Source organism: Candidatus Kapaibacterium sp. (assembly GCA_023957315.1).
Classification (GTDB): Bacteria; Bacteroidota; Ignavibacteria; order Kapaibacteriales; family UBA2268; genus PGYU01.
Map to the genome: position 1 here is coordinate 32981 of JAMLHE010000009.1, position 22057 is coordinate 55037.

Consider the following 22057-nt stretch of genomic DNA (forward strand, 5'->3'; position numbering starts at 1 on the left):
ATAAACGCAATATCAAATCAAACTTATAAAATCGATTTTATTATCATTTATTTAAATTTGTAATATGCTTCAAAAGCACATTTGCGGCATTAAATTCGGGCAAATAAAGCAATGCTAATTCACAACATTTGCGAGCAACGAGAGTTTGATCTTTTGATAAATACATATTGGCGAGTGCAAGTGCAGTATTTGCCGAAAGAAATTTAGTCAAATTTCCGCATTTGAGAGCATTTTCGAGGCATTCAATTGCTCGCTCATACATTTTCATCTGATAAAGTGTATTGCCCAACTGATACCAAGTATATCCATTTTCAGGCTCTTGGCGAATGTGTTCGGTTAAAATATTAAGATTTTTCCCGACTTTTATATTCATTTCGGCTTTGCTGATTGCATAACCTTCATGATTTATAATAATTTCGGATTCAATAATATCGAAACCCTTTTCATAAATAGATGGTGAAATTTGCTCGTGAATTTTGCCGAAAAAGTGCAAATCGGGATAACCCAAATTACGAAAAAGTCGCGGATATTTCCCTTTATATGTAGCTATTGAGCCGTCATCCTCGGTATATTTACTAATAATAGTAGTGATAAATCCACCGATTTCGGGTTTGGCTTTGCTAATTAATTTTCTGATAAACGATTGACTGTCGGGCGATAATCTTTCGTCGGCATCAATGTACAAAATCCATTGCCCTGTCGCATATTTTAGCGATTCGTTTCTTGCGATTGCGAAATCGTCGCACCATTCAAAATCATGCACTTCGGCACCGTAAGCCAAAGCAATTTCTTTAGTTTTATCAGTAGAACCTGTATCAACGATTACGATTTGGTCAACAATGTTTTTCAGGCTTTCGAGGCATCCGGGTAAATCATTTTCTTCATTTTTTACAATCATCGCCGCCGAAAGCAGCTTTGCATCAGTTAACTCCACGTAAAACCCTCCACTCATTCATGTTCAGCATTTTATCCAAAACAAATTCTTCCTTTTTACCGCCGGGCTTTGCTATTTTGAATGCTATCATTCCGATTCCCTTAGCGAAATATAAATCGGTCATATTATACTCCGACATTGCAGATTTGTATAATTCGCCGCTTCCATCTTGTGTGATATGTGCCGCAGGATAATCAACTCCTTGGTAATTGTAATTAACAAAAGCATTTTGAAACATTCTTTCGATTTTGAATTCATTATTTTCCAATTTTGCTGAAAAATGCGACGGTTCGGTGAAATCCCAGAAAAAGGACATTTCGGACTTTATGTCAATATAAGTGACAATACTATCCAAATTGACGCCAAATTCGACTACTTCAGCCCTTTCCTCAGTCAATAATTCTTTAGCACTTGTGAGCAATATAAATTCAGCATCGAACATTTCGATATACATATATTGCTTCCCGGATTCAATTCTAGATTTGAGTGCCACAAAAAAATTTCTATTGAAAGTTTCGCTTGACCGAAAAGCGTAAACATTGCCACGTTCTAAATCGTGTACCGGGTAATAATACAGACGCAAATTCGTACTTGATACGCAACTCGCAAGCGTTAGAAAAACGATAAAAAATATGTTACTATATCGTTTCATTGTAATTCAACTTATCGTAAGAAGCTAAATACTGTCCATTCATCAAAACTTCGGGCACAACTATATTGCATTCGACGTAACGAGCTTTTACACCTGCTTCCAGAAACATAGCCCGCGTTTTTTGGTATGATTCTATCCATTTTCCGTTTGTATGGACGTCATAGAAATCTTGACCATTTTGGTGAATTATAACGTCGGAAATACCTGTTTGGATAATTGCACGAGCACAATCAGTACAAGGAGTCCATGGGACGTAAAGTTTGCAACCCTTTAACTGAGTGCCGCGACGTGCTGCATTGTAAATAGCATTTCTTTCGGCGTGTTCAATCCAATAATATTTTTCACCACCATCGCGAGACAGTCGCTTATTTTCAGTATCGGATTCAATACCACGAGGCAATGAATTATAGCCCGTCGAAACAAGCACATTGTCGCTGTCAACTATCACCGAGCCCACGTGAGTAGCAGGGTCTTTGCTTCTCATGCCGATTAAATAACACATTGTGATATATAGTTGGTCCCAATCAGGTCGTTTGTTCATCTGTCGCCCTAAATTATCATTAAATAATTCTGCAATATCCTACTTGACAAATTTATAAAATATTTTTGTCAAATCATAAAAAAGCTAATCTTATTTTCGGAATACTTCAATTTTTCCGGACTGCAAATTGGAAGTTTTGCTCGGGTCGTCAATATTATACATTTCGGCGGTGAACTCTGCAAATATTTTAGCTTGGTCATATTGCTCAAATCTGATGCGAAATGATTCGCTACGGTAATTTTGCTTCGTCGTGCCGTCAATAGTCACTATGATATAATTTCCACCGTCCAAATTCATATACTCACCGACAATGATTTCATCATAAATTGCAATTAGAAATGAATGTTGCCTGTTGCCGCTTCTCATCGAACTCGTAACGTCAAATGCTTGGTTGATAGTCTTCTCGTTAGCTTTGATGCTCGTCGAAATAAATTGCAGTTGCACATCTCCCGACAGATTGAATGTCACAAAGCCCGTATCGCCTTCCGGTCCTGCACTTGGCGAACAAGACAACAAAATCAGCAATATGGCAATCAATCCTATAAACTTCATTACAAATCTCCGAGTTGTGGTTTAATTTTTATTTCTTCTATCATCAACTCCGGATTGGCTATCAAAATTGCCAAATTCGCTGCGACAGCATCTGCTACGGCAGCCGAGGAAATCATCTTTTGCGAGAATTTGTCAAGTGCTGATTGGCTCCAAATATTAGAGACCGTTGCCCCGAGAATTAAATCTACCACTTTTACACCGCTATGCCTTATTTCCTTACGCAGTGTGTCCGACAATGCCTTCAAACCGGCTTTAGTCGCGGTATAAGCACCACAAGAAGTGAAAATTTCATTGATTGTAACGGAATTGATATTTAGAATTATCCCCGAATGTTGCTCGACCATTATTTTCCCGAAATCACGCATCAAGAGGAATGCTCCACGTAAATTTGTGTTCATCATTTCGTCGAATGATTCAATCGTAGTTTCAAATATTGGTTTGAAATTGCCAACTCCTGCGTTATTGACAAAAATATCAATTTGTCCGTGAACGGAGATGATGTGTTGCACTAACTCGCGAACGGATTGCTCGGAATTCAAATCGCAATCTACCAATTCAAATCGCCCGTCTTTCATTGCATTTTTGTCGAAATCCTCACGGTTTTGGTAGGAATCGGCAGTTTTAGAGCCGAATCCAATCACTTTCGCTCCGCACGAAATGAATTCGTTCGCCATCGCCAATCCAATTCCACTTGTTACGCCACTAATACAAATAATCTTATCTTTTAAAATTTCTTTCATAATTTTGCCAAATCAATAATTGTAAATTTAAATAATGTAAATAAAATGACAACCGAAAGCAAGGATATTGTATCGAAAAAGCGGATTTTATTAGAGCGACTGTTTGCCAAGCTGAGACTTGGCATCAAACCGGGATTGGAGCGGACATTACAGCTTTCGGAATTTGTGGGTTCGCCGCATAAGAAAATCAAGTCAGTACATATCGCAGGAACCAATGGCAAAGGCTCCGTTGCATCCGTAATTGCATCGGTTTTGACGGAATCCGGCTTGAAAACGGGGCTATATACTTCGCCACATCTTGTGGATTTTAACGAACGAATCCGAATAAACGGGAAAATAATTAGCGACGAAGAAATCGTAAATTATACTGAAGAATTGCTCGATTTTGCAGAATCAATTGATTGCACGTTTTTCGAAATAACAACAGTAATGGCATTCAAATATTTTGCGGATAATCAGACAGACATTTGCGTAATCGAAACCGGAATGGGCGGGAGATTCGATTCGACCAATATTCTCGAGCCGCTGCTATCCATCATCACAAGCATTGGAATTGACCACACGGAATTTTTGGGCGATACGAAAGAGCTCATTGCATTTGAAAAAGCCGGAATTATTAAGGCTAAGACGCCTTGTATAATCGGAGAATCCGCTGTGGAACTTGCTCACGTTTTTCAAAATGCAGCTAAAAAAGCAAATACTGAATTGATTTTTGCCGGAGATATATACAATTTTGAGAATATTTCATACAATTCAAATTTCAAAACATCTGCGAGAGCTGTTTCGGCGAAGAGAAGTTTCGACATTGTGAGCGTTTTGCCGGGCAATCATCAATTAAGCAACCTGAAAAGCTCACTTACTGCAATAGATTTGCTCATGGATTTGGGCTATATGATTGATGAAATGACTGTTAGAAAGGGAATTGAAAATGTTTATAAAAACACGGGGCTAACAGGCAGAATACAGACAATTCGCGAAAAGCCGCTTCTTCTGCTCGATGTATCGCACAATCCTGAAGCAATCAGCGAATTATTAAAAACGATAAATTTATATTCAGCCGATAAGCAAAAATTCACAATTATTTTTGGGGTCATGTCAGACAAAGACATCAGGGCAATGTTGGAAATTTTGAAGCCAATTACACAGCGATTATTTTTGCCGAAGCTGAAAATTGACAGAGCCGAATTACCCGAAAACATTGCAAAAATGGCTAACGAAATGCAATTTGCGGAAATTAAACAATTTGAAGATGTGAAATCGGCTTACGAATCAATCTCAGATGAAGATACAATAATCACCGGCTCATTTTACTTAGCAGGGGAGATGTCAGAATTAATGCTCTAAGACAAAATTCCCGTTTTATCGCCACGGTAGCCTTTCAAGAAATCTTCTGCTTTCATTTCCCGCTTTCCTTCGGGAATGATTCTATCCAGCGCAATCGCACCATCCGAGCAAGCTATAAGAAATCTATTACCTTCGATGGTATAATGCATGGGCTGAAGTTTTGTATTGCCTGAAGCAGTTGCATAGATGATTTTGAGCAATTGTCCGTTGAAATTTGTTCTCGCTCCGGGATATGGAGATAATCCATAAATTTGGTTCAAAACTTCAATTGTCGGCTTATTCCAATCTATGAAACAATCTTGCGGGAAAATCTTCGGTGCAGGAGTTGCTTCCGTGTCGTTTTGCTTGAGCGGAGTGAAGTCGCCTGACTTTAGCAAATCAATAGTTTCGAGCGTAATTTTGGGCGACATATTCATCAATAAATCGTGCAAATCGCCCGCACTTGTCCCAAATGGGAATTTGGCAGAATGTTGGAGCAAAATGTTCCCCGTATCAACTTTTTCTTGCAAGATAAATGTCGATAGCCCTGATTCGGTCTCGCCTTTCATTATCGCATGATTAATCGGTGCGGCGCCGCGATATTTTGGCAAAAGTGAAGCATGAACATTGAATGAAGCGATTCGAGCGAGTTCGTAAACTGCTTTGGGCAAAATCCTAAATGCGATAACGCATATTATATCCGGTTCGAAAGAGGCAAGATTATCAATAAATGCGGCATCTTTCAGGCTTTCGGGTTGCAAGATAGGTATCCCGTATTTGAGTGCAGTTCGTTTGACGGGAGATTCGCCAAGTTTCAGTCCACGTCCGCTCGGTTTATCAGGTACAGTAACCACAGCACTCAAGCCGTATTTTTCGTAAACGGCTTCCATCGCCGGAACTGAAAACTCCGGAGTGCCCATGAATACAATTTTTAAGTCCATAATAAATTCATGAAAAATTGGTTGCTAATAAAATACATTGCAAATATAATCACTGAGACGCCAAATAACTTACTCAAAAATCCGGCTTTCATTTCGGATGAAATTCTCGCTCCAATTAATGAACCCGGAAGTACGAATAATGCGAGTAGAATTGCTGTCGGCAAGTGAATATTTCCCAAAAAGTAATGATAAATAGAGTTGAAAAGAGAAATGAAAATTACACCGAAAAGTGATGTTGCGACTGCATTTTTGAATTTCAACCCATGAATCATCCCAAATAAGGGCACAAAGACGATTCCACCGCCGATAGCAAATAATCCGCTGATAATTCCCGCAGAAACTCCTGTGCTAAGGCATAACAAAGTGCCATCTTTGACTTTGCCACCAAAATCTCTTTGCGGCAAAAATCGAGCAAATAGCACCTGCAAACCGATAAAGAGCAACAAAAATGTCTTTCCTGTCAGAAGCCAATCTGCATTCATGTATTGAGTCAAATTTGTGATAATCAAACTAACCGGAATTGCTGTAATGAGCGTAAGAGAAGCAATTTTGAAGTGAATCATTTTTTTGCGAAAGAAGACATAACTGCCCGCAACAGATGAGAAAAATGCCGTCGAAAGTGGCGTAGCAAAAGCTTGAATAGCAGTCAATTTTGTAAATTCCGCTAACATCGGCGATGACACTACCGAACCACCAATACCAAACATACTTGAAGCAAAACCCGAAATTAATGCAATGACTCCAATTTTGATGATTTCAATCACTTCCTACCCTCAATCCCCGTACTCCCGAAGCCTCCGCTTCCGCGTTCTGTATTGTTCAAATCGTCAACCAAATTCCATTCTGCACGTACAAATTGTGCTATCACCAATTGTGCTATTCTATCGCCACGTTTAACCTCAAAATCCTTGTTGCTGAAATTCGACAAGATTACTTTTATTTCACCACGATAATCGGGGTCAATTGTGCCGGGTGCATTTAAGGCAAAAACGCCGGATTTTGCTGCAAGACCACTCCGCGACCTTACTTGGCATTCATAGCCTTCGGGCAATTCGATTGCCAATCCTGTTGGAATCATCACAGTTTGCTGCGATGCAATTGTAATTGGCTCATAAATATCAGCATAAACGTCCATTCCGGCAGAGCCACCGGTTGCATAGCTTGGTAAAGGTAAATCGTTTTTTTCGTTGATTCTTGTTATTTTTATTTTCATAATACCTGTAAATCCATAAATTCAAATTTTTCACCGTCGAATAAACCCTTATCACTCAACTTGATATAAGGAATGACGAGCAAAGCCATAAAAGATAGCGTCATAAATGGCGAATGAAGCGGCGAACCTAATTCACGCGCCTTGCGAGAGATTGTAGCGTATTGCTCGGCGACAAGATAACCATCGCCATCACTCATCAAGCCGGCAACAGGCAAGGGAATTTCGTAAGTTTCGTTTCCATCGTAAAGCACCATGCCGCCTTTGAGCTTGATTACAGCGTTTACGGCAATCGCAAGGGATTCGTCGTCAACGCCGACAGCTGTTATATTATGCGAATCATGTCCGACACTCGAAGCAATTGCACCGCGTTTCAACCCGAAATTTCGGATAAATGCCACAGCAGGTTTGACATCTTGGTAACGATTGACAACAGTAAGTTTGAGTACATCATTTTCGATATCGCTTACAAGCAAATTATTTTCAATTTTTGCAGGTAAAACAATTCTTTTGGTAATCAATTCACCATCCAACGCTTCGATAACATTGAGATTGCCATTGCCATTCGATTTAATTTCAAAATCAGTCGGTGATTTTGGCGAGCAGTTGAACTGATTCAAATTTGCAAATTCGACTCGCTCAATCAGTGATTTCCCATTTTCCGATGTTAAAACGCCGTCAACATAAGTTCGGAAAACATCGAAATCGGTCAAATTATTGACTAAAATCAAATCTGCGGGGTCGCCTTCTCGCAATAATCCGACATCCAAATTGTAGTGAGTGACAGGATTGACACAAGCCGCCCTCAAAACATCGTATAAATCATGCCCTTTGGCAATCGCACGAGATGCAATTTGATTTATATGATTGAGAACCAAATCGTCGGGGTGCTTGTCATCACTACAAAACATCACCATATCATTATGCTCGGAAATTAGGGCGTGCAGCGCCTCGAAATTTTTAGCAGCAGTTCCTTCGCGAATTAAGGTTTTCATCCCAAATCCAATTTTTTCTTTTGCTTCATCATAGGTGAAACTTTCGTGGTCAGTCGTAATACCTGCTGAAGCGTACTTTTGGAGTCCGTCACCTCGCAAGCCCGGAGCATGACCATCAATTGGTTTTCCGCTCGCATGTGCAATGTTGATTTTCTCCATAACATCGGGGAAATCATAAACCACACCCGGGAAATTCATCATCTCGGACATATACTTAATGCGGTCGTCTGCTAAAAGTTGTGCGATTTCATCTGCACTAATCGTGGCTCCTGCGGTCTCAAAAGTAGTTGCAGGAACGCACGAAGATGCTCCGAAATTAAATTTGAAGGGCACTTTGCTGCCATTGTCAATCATGAAGCGAATGCCCTCGATACCGAGCACATTTGCAATTTCATGCGGGTCGGATACTGTTGCTACAGTGCCATGCACAACTGCCAGCCGTGCAAATTCGGAAGGCACTATCATAGAACTTTCTACATGAACGTGAGCATCTACAAATCCCGGCATTATATAATACAAATTGATTGAATCTTCGATTTCTTCAATATTTTCAATAATGCCGTTCTTTACAGTTATTTTGCCCGGGAAAATCCTTTCATTGTGAATGTCAACGATTTTCCCTTCGAGTTCGAAAGATTTCATCAAAGACGACTCCAAAAATTCTAAAAACTTCAAAACGAAAAAGTGTAAGATATGGTTTATAATTTTTTTTAAAAATTATAATTCACAATCAAACTATTTCCTTTTGGTGAAACGGTTTTTCTTGGGGAAATCACCACCGGCTTTTTTTGGTCTGAATGGTTTAACACCAGAGCCAAAAGCTTTTGGTTTGCCACCAAATTCCTTACGTGGAGGTCTTTCGCTGTCGTTAGACCACGAACTTCTACTTCTTGAGAAATCACCATCATCTCTTTTTGGTTTGTCATCGTATTCTTTGCGAGGAGGTCTGTCGCCAAATTCCTTGCGTGGTGGTTTGTCGCTCCATTCTCTGCGTGGTGGTTTGTCGCCCCATTCCTTGCGTGGTGGTTTGTCGCTCCATTCTTTACGTGGAGGTTTGTCGCTCCATTCTTTGCGTGGTGGTTTGTCGCTCCATTCTTTACGTGGTGGTTTGTCGCTCCATTCTTTACGTGGAGGTCTATCTCCATATTCTTTACGTGGAGGTCTGTCGCCATATTCTTTACGTGGAGGTCTATCTCCATATTCTTTACGTGGAGGTCTGTCGCCGTATTCTTTACGTGGAGGTCTGTCGCCATATTCTTTACGTGGAGGTCTGTCGCCGTATTCTTTACGTGGAGGTCTGTCGCCATATTCTTTACGTGGAGGTCTGTCGCCATATTCTTGGCGTGGTGGACGGTCATCGTAATCTCTGCGTGGTGGACGGTCGCCACCACTTTCTGTGCGACTATCACGGTTATCGGAAGAGTATTCGCCTCTTTCGGAGCTTTGCTTTTTATAAGAAGTGTTGAAATTACCTTCAAAACAAATCACAAATTCAGATTTGATTTTCTCATCTTTCAATTTGTTGTATAGCTCGGAAAATGTGCCGTAATGATGCGTTTCGTAGTGCATCGTCAAATTCATGCCCAAATAGGCACTTCTTTCGGGCATCACTTTGTTCAAATCTTCGAGCAGACTTAGTAGTCTGTACGGTGTATCCATCAAAATTATGGTACGGCGTTCGTAGGATAATTCTTTGATTTTTTTGACTCTATCATCAGAATTTCGGCTCAAAAAGCCCGCATAGACAAATTCGTGCAAATCAAATCCGCATCTTACAATCGCTGTCATTATACTCGATGCACCGGGAACAACCTCAATCTCGATATCCGATTTGAGTGCCAACTTGAGCAAAATCCTTCCCGGGTCGGCAAAAAGTGGTGTACCGGCATCAGAAATCAGTGCGGCAGTTTTGCCGGTTTTGATAATTTCAATCAGTTCAGCTGCATTTTCTTGTTCATTATGCTCATTCAAAGTGTAAAATTCCTTCGAAAGATTGATTTGCCGTAATATATTGGCGCCCATTTTCAATTCTTCGCAAATAACGAAATCGCTCATTTTGAGAGCTTCAATTGCTCTGATAGTGAAATCGTCCTTATTGCCGATTGGGGTTGAAACTAAAATCAATTTGCCCCGTTTTTCTTTACTTTCCATAACCTATTGTTTTATAATAACGTAAAAGTCCCAAACAGCAAATAAACGAAAAAATAATTTGATTCAGTCCATTTATATTTGTAAATGTGAAAATATACTTGCATTTGATAAAATATTATTATCTTTGAACTTTGGAAAAATACGGATTGAGCTATGGCAAAAAAGGTAATTAAAACTACAGCCAAAAAAGTAATTTGGGAATTCCCGCTTAAAGCAGGAAACTTCAAGCTTTTTGCGATTGCATTAGGCGTGATTTTATTAGGCTATCTGTTGATGGCAACGGGTATAACTGAAGACCCGGCAACGGTTGACGGCAAATGGAATAATATATGGGCTGTGAAAGTAGCACCGATGCTTTTGGTAATCGGTTATTTTGTGTTGATACCATTTGCGTTGCTGAAGCAATTCGGTAAAAAGCAGACAGAAAATTAGTACCACCATGCAAACACGTGCCGGATTTGTTTCGATTATCGGCAAACCAAACACAGGGAAATCCACCCTGTTGAATGCATTGCTGGGTACTAAACTCTCTATTACCAATCCCAAGCCTCAGACTACAAGACGGAAAATCTTGGGCATTTTGACCGAAGATGATTACCAAATAGTCTTTGCAGATACTCCGGGATTGCTTAAGCCACGCTACATGATGCAAGAATTCATGATGGATTACGTTGCCGAATCTGTCGCCGAAAGCGATGTTTTGGTACTTGTATCTGATTTGGAAAAACAAGAAGCTGAAGAAATTGATGAAAAATTGCTCGAAATTGTCAAAAATTTCAAAGGGCAAACGATTCTTGTGCTCAATAAAATTGATTCCTTGAGTAACAAAAAAGCGGCTTTGCCAATGATAGCAAAGTATCACAAAATGGGCATTTTCAACGAAATTGTCCCGATGTCCGCTTTGTACAAGGATAACATTAAGAAATTAGTTCAGGTAATCAAGGAATTATTGCCCGAAAGCCCCTTCTATTTCGATTCCGACCTTTTGAGCACCTTGCCCGAAAGATTTTTTGTTTCCGAGCTGATTCGCGAAAACGTTTTCAATATTTTTGCAGACGAAATACCCTACTCTACCGAAGTTCAAATCAATGAATTCAAAGAGCGAGAAAGCGGCAAATGGTACATTTCCGCCGATATTGTGGTAGAACGCGAATCGCAAAAGAAAATCGTTGTGGGTACTGATGGAAACAAAATCAAACAAATTGGCGAAACTTCTCGTCGTATGATAGAAGACCATTTGAGAACCAATATTTATCTTGAACTTTTCGTTAAAGTCAGGCAAAATTGGCGCAATGATAAGTCGAAATTGAAGAACTTCGGTTACTAATTAACACAAATTGGATTTTTATAAAAATAAAATTATTATTAGTTTTAAAAATAAATTAAAACCGGATAAGAAATAAAAATGAAAAGAATTGCATTAATGACAAGTGGTGGAGATGCGCCCGGAATGAATGCTCATATCAGAGCAGTAGTCAGAGCGGCACTTCATCACGGACTTGAAATTTACGGCGTTGAGAATGGCTTTACGGGGCTAATTGACGGCGATTTTATTAAGATGGACAGAAAAGCCACAGCAAACATTATCTCACGCGGCGGGACAATCCTTCGGACAGCTCGTTGTAAAGAGTTCATGAACCCCGGTGGCAGAGCTGCTGCGGCTGCACGAATGAAAGAAAATGGCATAGAAGGATTAATCGGTTGCGGCGGTGATGGCACTTTCAGAGGCTTGCACGCTTTATGGGAAGAACATAAAATCCAAGTGATAGGCACTCCGGGCACCATTGACAATGACTTGTACGGCACATTCTATACAATCGGCTACGATACTGCCGTCAATACTGCTACAGAAGCTATTGACAGGATTCGTGATACAGCAGATTCGCACGGCAGAGTGTTTTTGATTGAAGTTATGGGACGACATGCGGGTTTCATCGCTATGGACGTAGGTATTGCATGCGGTGCAGAATATATCGCAGTACCGGAAACTGTAACAAACATGGATATGCTTTATCAGAGAATTTTGAAGCAAGGCAAAAAAAGACGCACTATCATTCTCGTTGGAGAAGGAGATGAAGAAGGCGGTGCAACAGAAATTGCCAAGAAATTGCATGATTTATACGATGTTGATACCAAGGTCACAATCTTAGGGCATATTCAACGTGGTGGCAGCCCGGGCGTTCGCGATAGAGTACTCGCAAGTCACCTTGGAGTAGCTGCTGTTGATGCAATTCTTGATGGCAAAACAGACATTATGATAGGTAGAATTCATAACGAAATTACTTATACTCCACTCTTAGAAACATGGACTAAAGTTAAACCTTTGAAGTCATATTTCCACGAATTAGCCGATATTTTGGCATAAAAATTATATGAAGTCGAGCAAATGAAAAGAATCGCCATTTATGCAAATAAAGACAAGCCCGAGGCAAAATTTTTTGCTCGTAAGGCTGTTGATTTAATCATCAATAGTGGTGCTGATTGTATCGTCAGAAATGAACTTTATACAACGCTTGACCCCGATGTCAAGTCCAAAGTAAAGTTGCATGACATCAGCGAATATGAAAAACACGCTGACATGATAATTTCTTTCGGCGGCGATGGTACGTTACTAACGATTGCCAGATTACTGTTGAATGCAAATATCCCCATCATGGGTTTCAATGTTGGTAAATTGGGCTTCTTAGCCGAATATTCAGTCGAAGATTTAGAAAAGTCAATAAAGGATTTGTTAGACGGCAACTATAGAGTAGTTGACCGCTCTGTGCTCGAAACTTCAATTGGTGGAAAGATTTTTTACGCTATCAATGATTTTGTGATTGAAAAGAAAGACACATCAAAAATGATTACTGCAAGAGTCTTTTCCGACGAACACTATGTCGGCGACTATCGTGCTGATGGCATTATCATCACTACGCCAACCGGTTCGACCGCTTATTCATTGTCTTGTTCAGGACCAATTATCGCACCATCGGCAAAAGTGATTTGCGTTACACCGATTTCACCGCATACTTTGACATTACGCCCATTGGTAATTCCCGATAATAACTGTATTACCTGCAATATTACCGAAGCCGGTGGTGGAGCAATCCTTGTGGCGGATGGCGAAACAGTTACGACGCTTGATGTCAATGACAATGTCAAAATTTCTTTATCCGAATCACGCGTGAAATTAATCAAACCACACGACAGCTCATATTATGATGTCTTACGCACTAAGATGCTTTGGGCAGCTAATACTTTAAATACAACAAAAATTACGTAAATTAATGATGAATGTTTTAGCGTATATTGACTGGAGTATATCTCCCGAGATTTTTTCCTTAGGTCCGATTGCACCCAGATGGTACGGTTTCTTATTTGCAATGGGATTTGTCGTTGGCTATTTCATAATGGCAAGAATTTTCAAAATCGAACACAAAACTCAAAAAGACCTCGATGCCTTGTCTATAACGATGATTTTATCAACTGTCATTGGTGCTCGGTTGGGGCATTGCTTGTTCTACGAGCCTGAAATTTACCTCGCCGACCCCATTAAAATTTTATATATTTGGCAGGGCGGATTGGCAAGCCATGGTGCGGCTGTGGGTATAGTGTTTGCTCTGTGGCTATATGCTCGAAAACGAGTGGACATAGATACGATGTGGATTTTAGATAGAATCGTAATCGTCATCGCTTTGGCAGGGTTTTTTATTCGAATGGGCAACTTTTTCAATTCCGAAATACTCGGTTTGCCCGCTGATGTGCCTTGGGCTATAATTTTCAGCAATATTGATAACATCCCGCGACATCCCGTCCAACTTTATGAAGCATTTTCGTATCTCGCAATTTTTGTTTTCTTATATGCTCTGTACAACAAGTACAAACAAAATACTCCCAAAGGTTTATTATTTGGTGTATTTTTGACTACGATTTTCGGCTCACGCTTCTTTTTAGAATATTTCAAAACTGCTCAAGCAGCCTTCGAAACAGATGATTCATTCAAGATGGGACAGCTTTTGAGCATACCTTTAGTATTGATTGGATTGTATTTTATTATCAGATCGCAAAAAAAATAAAATATTTCTGGAACATTTTGCCTTTTCATGTGTCATTATATATAGGAATACGATATTTTTTCGTATTTTTAATTAATTGTGAGCTAAATGACGATTTTGGAAAGAATTATGAAGCGATTATTTACACTTTTGATTATTTTCTGCACTTTCAACTCAGTCTTTTCACAGACTGATGATGAACTTTTGCAGTCATTGCCCGAATTTGTCAAAGGCAGTAACTATGGTACTGAGTTTTGGCTGACAATTCCTCCGGGTTTGACAGATAATTCAACTACGGGCGATTTTGTCAAATTATTCGTTGCATCGCCTTGGGACAGCAAAATTACTGTAACTGTCGCCGGCAAAGGCTTTACTCGCAATATCAACTTAGCAGCTAACACTCCCGATGTCATTTCCATTTTACCCGAAATTGCCCAAGCTTATTTAAAAACTGCATTTGACCCTGTAGTCGAAAGCAATATTTTCCGAAATAGTGCAATCAAAGTGGTTTCTGATAATCCGATTACACTTTTTGTTGTGGTACGATATAAGCAATCTTCAGAAGGTTGTTTGGCATTGCCCGTCTCAGCTTTAGGCACAGAATACCAAATAGCATCATACGGTGATGCTTCGCAATATTATCCGACATATAATTCTTTCCCATCTCTCGCCGGTATCGTAGCACCTTTCGACGGAACGGAAGTTACATTTGAAATGGGTGGAACGGCATCTTCATCAACATCTGATGGGCTTACACCAGGCGAAAAAGTCACGAAAACATTAAACAGCGGCGACGTATGGCTATTTTCATCTATGGGTCGCAATAGTGACCTGAGCGGTAGCAAAGTCTCGTCCAATTTGCCTGTTTCAGTCCTTACAGCAAACCAATGCTCAAATGTACCGATGGAAAATAAGCAATGTGGTTACATTTTGGAACAAATGCTGCCTACAAAATTTTGGTCAACCAATTACATGATTTCAAAATTCCCGGGGCGAAAGTATAGTCCTTTGCTGCGGGTGTTTGCATCGCAAAACAACACAAATATCAACATAAACGGAATTCCTGCGGCAACGATTAATACAGCAGGTGGTATTTTGGGCGAAGGATTTATCGAGATTCGCCCCGATAGCGATTTCAAAACCGGAAAAGGCGATAACCTTAAATCCGACAAACCAACTATGGTCATCATGTACAATACCGGTGTCGTCGAGGACGGTTTGCCATTGCCTTCGGGTGCTCCATTTATGTCAATATTGGGTGCTGATGTTCATTCTCAAAGCAATGTGCGTTTCATTTTGCCCGGATTGCCAAACGATTCAAAATTCAATTCCAATTATTTGACCTTAGTTACCGAAACCAATGTTGAGTCTGAAATTCCGGACGATATTTACGTAGGGCATTACGACGGAACCCAATTCCAAAAATCGAAAATCAAGGATATGAATCCCCTTATTACGGGCGATTTCTATTCCGATGGCGAAAAAGACAAGATGCAAATTACGGTGAAGTTGCCTGATTATGGCACTTTTGATGTCAGTTCCGATGAACATAAATTTATGGCTTATTTGATTGGCAATAACGAAAAAGAATCATACGGCTATCCCGCAGGGCTCAAACTTGCGTCAGGATTGCACCCCGAAGACACTCTTGCACCCGAGGTTACGTGGAGCATAGATTGCATGGGTATCATTAGCGGCAAGACTACAGATTTGCCAAAAGATGCCTCAGTGAGGTCTAATCTTGCAGGTGTAATATATTATTCCAATAAGTCTGAAAATATTATTAAAGATGAATTTGACAAAATTATTCCCGGCAAAACATCGGAAATGAATTGGAAATTGAGAGTGCAAGATATTAATGATGATGCTATCGCAGTACTTAGTTTCTGGGACCAATCTCTGAATACTCGCGATGTTGTCATCAGATATACTGCTCCAAAAATTGCAGCCAAACCGGCTCATGAATTTTTTGGCTCGATGAAGCAATATGAAACAAGCCGCAGAACAATTAGTATAAAAAATAATTCTGATTCTGCTTTCGCGCTCAAAGACATTAGACTTAAATCCGGTACAATGGGATTTGAAATCACGAATAAACCCGATATGCCCACAGATATTCAATCAAAGCAAGAGCTTGAAGTAGAAGTCTTATTTACAGCATCAGGGAATGGTGTTTTTATAGATTCAGTCGGATATGTTGGCGATTGCGGTGCTGTATATTTGGCTCATATCGAAGCAGTCGTGGGTAATCCCGTTATCGAAGTGCCGGATGTTTCTTTTGGCGATGTAACTATGGGTAAAAGCAAGACAATTACGGCGGTAATCAATAATACAGGTGTTTCGGATTTGCAAGTTTTTGGTTTTACTGAACCCGTCAACGATGTTTTTGAAGTGGAAATCGAACATGATTTCTCGAAATCTCCGCTAATTATTGCTCCAAATCAGCATTATTCCTTCAAGATTCATTTTACTCCAATTGCTGAAGCTACTTACAGTGATGAAATAATTTTCTCGAGTGATGCCACAACTAAAGATAGTGTTTGCAGGATAATCAACTCAAGAGGCGTGAAGCCCGGTTTGGTAGCCGAATCTTTCGATTGGAACAAACGTCGCATACACAGATTCGATTTCCCGGCAGGTCCTTACGCAGTCGATAATGAATCAGGTGGTTTAAGTATCCGTAATACCGGCGACGCTCCGATTACAATTCGCCAAGTTGAGCAAATTGATGAACTAAATGGTGAATCATTTGAGTTTAACCGCCTGCAATTCAACAATTTGACAATTAATGCAGGCTCCGAACATGTATTTGATGTCAGATTCCGCCCCGAAACATTAGGCAATCATAAGCTGACATTAATTTTTACCGACTCTTTTGGCAATCAAACTAAGTCAGAATTAGCGGGATTCGGTGTAGCTCCCAAAATTCGCAATACGATTTTGGATTTTGACACTGTTCCGGTCAGAAGCTATTCTACACCTAAGAAAATCAAATTGAAAGTTGAAAATTTGGGCTATTCCGAATGGGAATTTGCAGATACTTTGATGATTTACGATTTTCAATTCGACAGCGATGAAATTTCAACGATTAAAAATGAATACGGTTCGCAAGGTTTCAATATTGATATGGATATAGTTCCAATTCCGACAAAGTTAGCTCCGGGTGAATTTATATTGATTGATGTTTATTTCGTACCCGAAAACGAAGGCTCGTACAGCTCTGAAATTATAGTGGTGGGCGATGCCTTAGAGCAAGGCAAAATCACTCTTTTGGGATATGGATTAAGTAAAGAAATTAGCGTGCAGGGCGGCTCGGGCAAGGCATGTTCAAATTCGTCAGATGTAATTATCAGTACTGTACGCAATAATGGCACCCAAGACGTTCAAATTGCTCCACTCCGCTTCAAAGAAGCCGTTCCGGAATTTACTTTTGCGAATGCAACAGATGTCGAAGGGTTCAATTTGTCGCCCGGTCAAATGCGTTCTGTAGAAGTTTTATATACTCCAACCACGAATTCCAATTCAGTTGCTGAAATTATTTATGCTGATTTGAATGATTTGACAAATGCGAAATCTGCCAAATTATTTGGCGAAGTGATACTTTATACCGCCAATATAAAAATTTCACCGATTGAGCAATCTGTGGATATCGGTTCAGAATTTACAGTAAAAGCTAATTTCAATTCAAACATTGATTTTGAAAAAGCAGATTTGAACGAATTCATTGTCAGTATCAAATATGACGCTCAAATTCTGAAACCGACTGAAAATTTCATCGTTCCTTCGGATTTATTGAAGGGGAGATTTGAAATTCAAGCGGTCCCGGGTGCTTCAAGCCCGGGACTATACCAATTTAAAGTGCGTTCTTTGGGTGCATATTCATTGACAGGTGCTGGTGAATTATTCGAAATGTCCTTTGATGCCTATTATCCAAATAGTTTAATGAAATATTCACTAATCGAAATCGAAGCGACACCTGTAAATAATTATTGTGCAGAATTGGCACCAACTCCTGCCAAAATCAATATCAAACCGGTTTGTGCCGATGATTTGAGACAATTTGAAATGTCCGACCTGAGATATAAATTCTCAAGCGTCAGTCCAAATCCCGTTACAAACAGTACTATGGTTTTGAATTTTACCTTGGCAATTGATGCCCATACAACAATTAAACTGACAAATTCATTGGGCAAAGTAATTGAAACGACACTTGACAGCCATTTATCGAAAGGTGATTACGAACTGAATATCAATCTAAATGACATCAGTTCGGGTGTTTACTTTATCGAAATTCAATCAGGACCATACTCGGAAACGCAACAAATTATGATTGCGAAGTAATTAGCTTAGTTTAACTTCTTGGTTCGTTTGTGCCGACAAATACATTGCATCAATAATTCTCATAGTTTGAACAGCTTCGGAGACAGTTGAAATTATTGGTCCAAATCCCAAAATCGAATTTACAAAATGTTTGATTTCGCTTTCAAATGATTTTCTATGAATAGTGATATTTGAGAGTGTCTCGGCATTGCCAATCGGCTCGAAAACATCGCCATTGCTCTTGAACAATCTCAAAGGATTAATTTTTGCGGCACCTTGACTCCCGTAAACGTTAAATGCGAAATTGCTTCGACTACTAAAGAGTGACCAACTGATTTCCAACGTTGCGATGCTCTGATTTTTAAATCTGACATTAGCAATGCAAACGTCCTCGACTGTTTTTGTTTTGTGTTTGAACATCGAAGCATTAACAGCCTCGACTTCAGGAAATCCCGTAATCCAAAGCAAGGAATCAATCAACGATATACCCAAATCAACCAAAACTCCACCTCCGGATTTTTCGATTTGATGTCTCCATTCCGAGCCTCGTTTTTGTTGCAACCAACTACCTTGTACATAGAATACTTCGCCAATTTCGCCCATTTGGACATAGTTTTTGAGCATTTTAGCATCATAACGGAATCGTTGATTTGTACCAATCATAACTTTGCATTTCGAGCCCACGAGAGCCTCTTCAATCATTTTGGCTTCTTCGTAATTGCGGGCAATCGGCTTTTCGATTAGAGCATTTTTTTTGGCTGCAATCGCAGCTAATGCAATATCGCAGTGAGCATCAGTAGATGTGCAAATATCAACGGCATCTAATTCATCTATTGCGAGAATTTCTCCCAAAGTTTCGCATACATAAGGTATTTCATATTTTTCAGCAATTAGTTTAGCCTTTGTGATATTTTTGTCGTGAATGGCAATAACTTTTACATTTGGCAAGCGGTGCAGTATCGGCAAGTGGAAATTTTGTGCGATTTCCCCTGAACCAATTAATCCAATTTTAACTTCTGTCATCTTCTTTTCCGAATAATCAAATTATTTACAAATATCGTGAAATTCCGCATGATAAGCAATACGAATTTATGTTTAGTTAAAAATATTTTTCAAAAAAGCCACTTTTACTATCATATTCGGAGTAATTGAGCGATATTTGTGACAACGTGTGCGGGTAAAATTGATTTCATACAATTGAAATGACCCTTTGGACATGAACTCCTGCCAATATGCGAACATGGACGGCAATCTAATTCGCTTTCAATCACAACACTTGGAGTTCGATAAGGAACAAATCCCAAATCTTTTACAGAAGAGCCGAATATCGCTACAACAGGCGTTTGCATGGCTGCAGCAATGTGCATCATTCCTGTGTCGTTAGTCAGAAGCAAATCACTCTCGCGAACGATTGTGGCGCTTTGCACAAGGTCTAATTTTCCGGCATGATTGGAAATTGCGCCCTGCTTGAAATTTTCTTCGATATATTGGCACAATTCGATGTCGGAATCGCCACCAACCAATGAAATTTCGGCGTTGAATTTTTTATTCAGCATTTGAGCTGCCATAAGAAAATTTTCCGGTAGCCAGCGTTTCGTGAAGTATGTCGCTCCGGGTGCAATCGTAATTTTCGGCGTATCCGAAACTGCTTGCTGACGTTCATGTGGTAAGTATTTCCCTGCGGCTTTGTCGCTTTCGAGCCAAAACTCCAATCCTAATCCATCATCATTAAGTTTAAGCACTTTTGAGGCTGTATCAAAATAAAGCTGCGGAATACTCAAATGATTTCCACTAATATTCTTTTGAAATGTGGTCAGTGCAAGTTTGAAAATTCTATTTTTGGAGACTGATACTTTTTTTGCCTTCAGGAAAAATTTGATAAGCGAGGTTCGCAAATTATTATGCAAATCTATCACAAAATCATTTTCGGTCATTTCGGGGTTTAATTGTCTTCCAAAATTGATAGTCTCTGCGACATTCATTGACTTGTTATAAACGATTATTCCGTTCAAATGGCGATTATATCTAAGTATCGAGCTATATTTATCATCGGTAATGTAATATAGCTCGTGTTCGGGAAGCGAATTCCGAATCATTCGGATTAGAGCCGTCGTAAGAATAATATCGCCAATCGAACTCAATCTTATAAGAAATATTTTTGGATTACTCAATGATTTCATATATTGTATATATATTTTTTCCTAATTTTCTAAAACAAATTTAAGCATTTTTTATGCATTATACAGTTGAATATAAAGATAACATTGTCATTCTTGACATGAAAAACAAATCAGTCGAATCTGATGTTTCAGCCGAACTCAAAGCAAAGTTGCTTGTATTGGCACAACCGGACATCGAAGCTCTCATCGTGAATATGTCAAACGTAGATGCGGTGGACAGTTCCGGGCTTGGCGCCTTGTTACTTGCTAACAGACAACTTCGCGAGCATGCAATTCCTGTTATTCTGGTAGGGGTGAAGGGATTTGTAAAAAGTTTGATGTCAATGACCAAGATAGATGAAGTTTTTGAGTTCTATCCGACAATCGACGAGGCTTTAGCAGCACTCGAACAATAGCATTGTTGTGCGGTATTAAACGAAACACTCCGAATCGTCCATGAACTGATTCGGAGTGTTTATTATTTTTTGTTTAGATTATAAGGGTAAACTTCCTGTCAAGAACTCGTTCAATTCGTTGTAATTCAACTTAATTTGATGAATTGGAACATGTTTGTCATCGGTAATGAGAAATTTAATTCCATCGGGTTGGACTATGAAATTTTGTTTGCCAACTATATTAGAAGCTTGATATTTTATTTTATCATCTTTAAATGTTTCTATAAATCTATCGTTGACTAACTTAATCCATTCTCCCTTCAAAATTTTATCCGTTGTTATGACGGATTTTGACTCTATGTTGTAATTCAAGATGAAGTCGCTTTTTATTTCCGGTTTTTCATCTTCTTTGATAGTTCCTGCCAAATGAACCGAAACAATATTGCGGTCGTTCATCTGAATATCGGTCATTATACGATAGTTTTTGCGTGCCGGCGCGGCGATATTGGTATCTGCTACGATTTTTTTATATTTTGCAATAGACTCGTCGAGGTAATCCATCATGGGTTTTTTGCCGGAGCCAATAAAAGAATCTGTAAAAACTTTGACAGCGTCATCGAAAACTTTTTCGCCTATCAAGGGGTAATTGATTGTAATGTACAATACCATCCCGTAGTCGGACTTTCGGACATCATCACGAATCGTATTGAGCTTAATTTCTGCAGCGTCCTTATAGCCTTCTCTGAGCGAAAATTGAGTTGACTGATTCGTTTCGACAATTCGGTGAGACCCATCAAATTTAGGACCTGCAAGGACTCCGCTCAATGTTTCGGTAGCATCAGTATCTACCTGAGCTGAATCACTCAAAATTTCAAAATATGCATAAGTACCGGCAAGTGTACTCTTCCCTCCAAACTCCTTAACAACAGGGTTGTCTTTAACATAAAAATTACCACTTAGCCCACCGGCTTGATATGAAAAGTTGATAACCATGGATTGTTTTCCATATCTTCCTTCAAATCTTCGATAAAAAGGGGCTTGAGAAAATGCGGCATATTCCATAGCAAATAATACCACAATGAAAGTTAAAGTACGAAAAGTAAGCAT

The 22057-nt window shown here is 39.5% G+C and carries 21 protein-coding genes; 8 read left to right on the forward strand and 13 right to left on the reverse strand.

From position 1 onward, the window contains the following. Window positions 1–43: 43 nt before the first annotated feature. The 5 genes from M9949_10380 to M9949_10400 all read right to left on the reverse strand — a co-directional run bounded on the left by M9949_10380 (window position 44) and on the right by M9949_10400 (window position 3419). Window positions 44–934, reverse strand: coding sequence for a glycosyltransferase (locus tag M9949_10380; GenBank protein MCO5251811.1), 891 nt, complete (start codon window positions 932–934; stop codon window positions 44–46). Beyond that, complete coding sequence (locus M9949_10385) at window positions 921–1586, reverse strand: hypothetical protein (GenBank protein MCO5251812.1); 666 nt, start codon at window positions 1584–1586, stop codon at window positions 921–923. The genes M9949_10380 and M9949_10385 overlap by 14 nt, the downstream gene beginning before the upstream one ends. Next, window positions 1573–2127, reverse strand: a complete 555-nt coding sequence (locus M9949_10390) for a deaminase (GenBank protein ID MCO5251813.1) — start codon at window positions 2125–2127, stop codon at window positions 1573–1575. Before M9949_10390 ends, M9949_10385 begins: the two co-directional genes overlap by 14 nt. A gap of 90 nt (window positions 2128–2217) precedes the next feature. Next, complete coding sequence (locus tag M9949_10395) at window positions 2218–2679, reverse strand: hypothetical protein (GenBank protein MCO5251814.1); 462 nt, start codon at window positions 2677–2679, stop codon at window positions 2218–2220. Continuing rightward, window positions 2679–3419, reverse strand: a complete 741-nt coding sequence (locus M9949_10400; protein ID MCO5251815.1) for an SDR family oxidoreductase — start codon at window positions 3417–3419, stop codon at window positions 2679–2681. The genes M9949_10395 and M9949_10400 overlap by 1 nt, the downstream gene beginning before the upstream one ends. Window positions 3420–3464: 45 nt before the next feature. Between M9949_10400 and M9949_10405 the strand changes: the two genes are divergently transcribed. Further along, entirely contained in the window at window positions 3465–4763 is a 1299-nt protein-coding gene (locus tag M9949_10405) for a bifunctional folylpolyglutamate synthase/dihydrofolate synthase (protein ID MCO5251816.1), read from the forward strand. Here the strand turns inward: M9949_10405 and fmt are convergent. From fmt to rsmI, 5 genes are all read right to left on the reverse strand, one after another. Then, the gene (gene fmt / locus M9949_10410) at window positions 4760–5683 is read right to left on the reverse strand and encodes a methionyl-tRNA formyltransferase (protein ID MCO5251817.1); all 924 of its coding nucleotides are present in this window, start codon (window positions 5681–5683) and stop codon (window positions 4760–4762) included. The genes M9949_10405 and fmt overlap by 4 nt on opposite strands. Further along, the gene (locus tag M9949_10415) at window positions 5674–6447 is read right to left on the reverse strand and encodes a sulfite exporter TauE/SafE family protein (GenBank protein MCO5251818.1); all 774 of its coding nucleotides are present in this window, start codon (window positions 6445–6447) and stop codon (window positions 5674–5676) included. Before M9949_10415 ends, fmt begins: the two co-directional genes overlap by 10 nt. Further along, window positions 6444–6896, reverse strand: coding sequence for a dUTP diphosphatase (gene dut / locus M9949_10420; GenBank protein MCO5251819.1), 453 nt, complete (start codon window positions 6894–6896; stop codon window positions 6444–6446). The genes M9949_10415 and dut overlap by 4 nt, the downstream gene beginning before the upstream one ends. Then, window positions 6893–8530 (reverse strand): adenine deaminase, encoded by a 1638-nt coding sequence (gene ade, locus M9949_10425; protein MCO5251820.1) that lies wholly within the window; start codon window positions 8528–8530, stop codon window positions 6893–6895. The genes dut and ade overlap by 4 nt, the downstream gene beginning before the upstream one ends. 93 nt (window positions 8531–8623) lie before the next feature. Next, window positions 8624–10039 carry a 16S rRNA (cytidine(1402)-2'-O)-methyltransferase gene (rsmI, locus tag M9949_10430; GenBank protein ID MCO5251821.1) on the reverse strand — a complete coding sequence of 472 codons (1416 nt, stop codon included), beginning with the start codon at window positions 10037–10039 and terminating at the stop codon, window positions 8624–8626. Between the two features lie 153 nt (window positions 10040–10192). Here rsmI and M9949_10435 point away from each other — a divergent pair, with 153 nt between their 5' ends. The 6 genes from M9949_10435 to M9949_10460 all read left to right on the forward strand — a co-directional run bounded on the left by M9949_10435 (window position 10193) and on the right by M9949_10460 (window position 18417). Next, window positions 10193–10471 (forward strand): DUF3098 domain-containing protein, encoded by a 279-nt coding sequence (locus tag M9949_10435; GenBank protein ID MCO5251822.1) that lies wholly within the window; start codon window positions 10193–10195, stop codon window positions 10469–10471. Window positions 10472–10478: 7 nt separating this feature from the next. Beyond that, a complete protein-coding gene (gene era, locus M9949_10440; GenBank protein MCO5251823.1) occupies window positions 10479–11366 on the forward strand; it encodes a GTPase Era in 888 nt (295 codons plus the stop codon). Between the two features lie 78 nt (window positions 11367–11444). After that, window positions 11445–12404 (forward strand): 6-phosphofructokinase, encoded by a 960-nt coding sequence (pfkA, locus tag M9949_10445; GenBank protein ID MCO5251824.1) that lies wholly within the window; start codon window positions 11445–11447, stop codon window positions 12402–12404. Window positions 12405–12425: 21 nt separating this feature from the next. Then, complete coding sequence (locus M9949_10450) at window positions 12426–13304, forward strand: NAD(+)/NADH kinase (GenBank protein ID MCO5251825.1); 879 nt, start codon at window positions 12426–12428, stop codon at window positions 13302–13304. 4 nt (window positions 13305–13308) lie between these two features. Next, complete coding sequence (gene lgt / locus M9949_10455) at window positions 13309–14097, forward strand: prolipoprotein diacylglyceryl transferase (protein ID MCO5251826.1); 789 nt, start codon at window positions 13309–13311, stop codon at window positions 14095–14097. A 108-nt stretch (window positions 14098–14205) separates the two neighbouring features. Beyond that, on the forward strand, window positions 14206–18417 hold the full coding sequence (locus M9949_10460; protein MCO5251827.1) for a choice-of-anchor D domain-containing protein: 4212 nt from the start codon (window positions 14206–14208) through the stop codon (window positions 18415–18417). Here the strand turns inward: M9949_10460 and M9949_10465 are convergent, their stop codons facing one another. Next, complete coding sequence (locus M9949_10465) at window positions 18418–19419, reverse strand: Gfo/Idh/MocA family oxidoreductase (protein ID MCO5251828.1); 1002 nt, start codon at window positions 19417–19419, stop codon at window positions 18418–18420. A gap of 110 nt (window positions 19420–19529) precedes the next feature. Beyond that, the gene (locus M9949_10470) at window positions 19530–20576 is read right to left on the reverse strand and encodes a glycosyltransferase family 9 protein (protein ID MCO5251829.1); all 1047 of its coding nucleotides are present in this window, start codon (window positions 20574–20576) and stop codon (window positions 19530–19532) included. Between the two features lie 53 nt (window positions 20577–20629). On the opposite strand from M9949_10470, the gene M9949_10475 reads away from it, so the two are divergent. Then, window positions 20630–20971 carry an STAS domain-containing protein gene (locus M9949_10475; GenBank protein MCO5251830.1) on the forward strand — a complete coding sequence of 114 codons (342 nt, stop codon included), beginning with the start codon at window positions 20630–20632 and terminating at the stop codon, window positions 20969–20971. Window positions 20972–21049: 78 nt separating this feature from the next. Here M9949_10475 and M9949_10480 read toward each other — a convergent pair whose 3' ends face one another. Continuing rightward, window positions 21050–22057, reverse strand: coding sequence for a hypothetical protein (locus tag M9949_10480; GenBank protein MCO5251831.1), 1008 nt, complete (start codon window positions 22055–22057; stop codon window positions 21050–21052).